The sequence below is a fragment of the Brevundimonas sp. 357 genome, assembly GCF_003938605.1.
Taxonomy (GTDB): Bacteria; Pseudomonadota; Alphaproteobacteria; order Caulobacterales; family Caulobacteraceae; genus Brevundimonas.
In genome coordinates, this window is the sequence record NZ_RHWX01000046.1 from 1 (window position 1) to 686 (window position 686).

1 protein-coding gene is annotated in these 686 nt (G+C 49.0%); it reads right to left on the bottom strand.

Translation table 11 applies throughout. The annotated features are described in order from the left end of the window. Positions 1-177 precede the first annotated feature (177 nt). Complete coding sequence (qacG2, locus tag EGK63_RS16305) at positions 178-510, bottom strand: quaternary ammonium compound efflux SMR transporter QacG2 (protein ID WP_015063357.1); 333 nt, start codon at positions 508-510, stop codon at positions 178-180. Between the last annotated feature and the right edge of the window lie 176 nt (positions 511-686).

Sequence of the window (686 nt, forward strand, 5' to 3'; positions counted from 1 at the left end):
GTCATGCTCAGTCATGAGGCGCAGTGTGACGGAATCGTTGCTGTTGGTCACGATGCTGTACTTTGTGATGCCTAACGTTTGACGTGAGGGGCCGCCGTAGCGGCGAAGCCGCGAAGGGAACCCGCAAGCGCAGCTTGTGGGCGGTCCCTCTCGACGGAATGGTTAGATGCGACCGTTTTAGTGAACACTTGCCTTAGATAGCAAGTTGAGCACAGCAACGCCGCTGATAATGAAGCCGACACCAACAAATCCCCACATATCTAGTTTTTGACCATGCAAAACCCATGCAATCGCAGTGACCAAGACGATCCCGAGGCCCGACCAAACTGCGTAGGCGATTCCAACAGGAATCGATTTGAGTGTCAGCGACAGGAAATAAAAAGCAGCAGCGTATCCCGCTACGACGATAAAAGACGGTACTAACCTAGTAAAGCCCTCACTAGACTTGAGCGCAGAGGTTGCAATGACCTCAAAAATAATGGACGTAGCCAGAAATAACCAATTTTTCAAAATATTTCTCCATGGAGTTCCGCGAATAAATTTTAGGTTCGATTTAAGAAAAAAAACAGTCTTGTTGCTGGCCGAAATTTGTGCGCACAGCAAAGCATCTAACTTTGTTTTAGGGCGACTGCCCTGCTGCGTAACATCGTTGCTGCTCCATAACATCAAACATCGACCCACGGCGT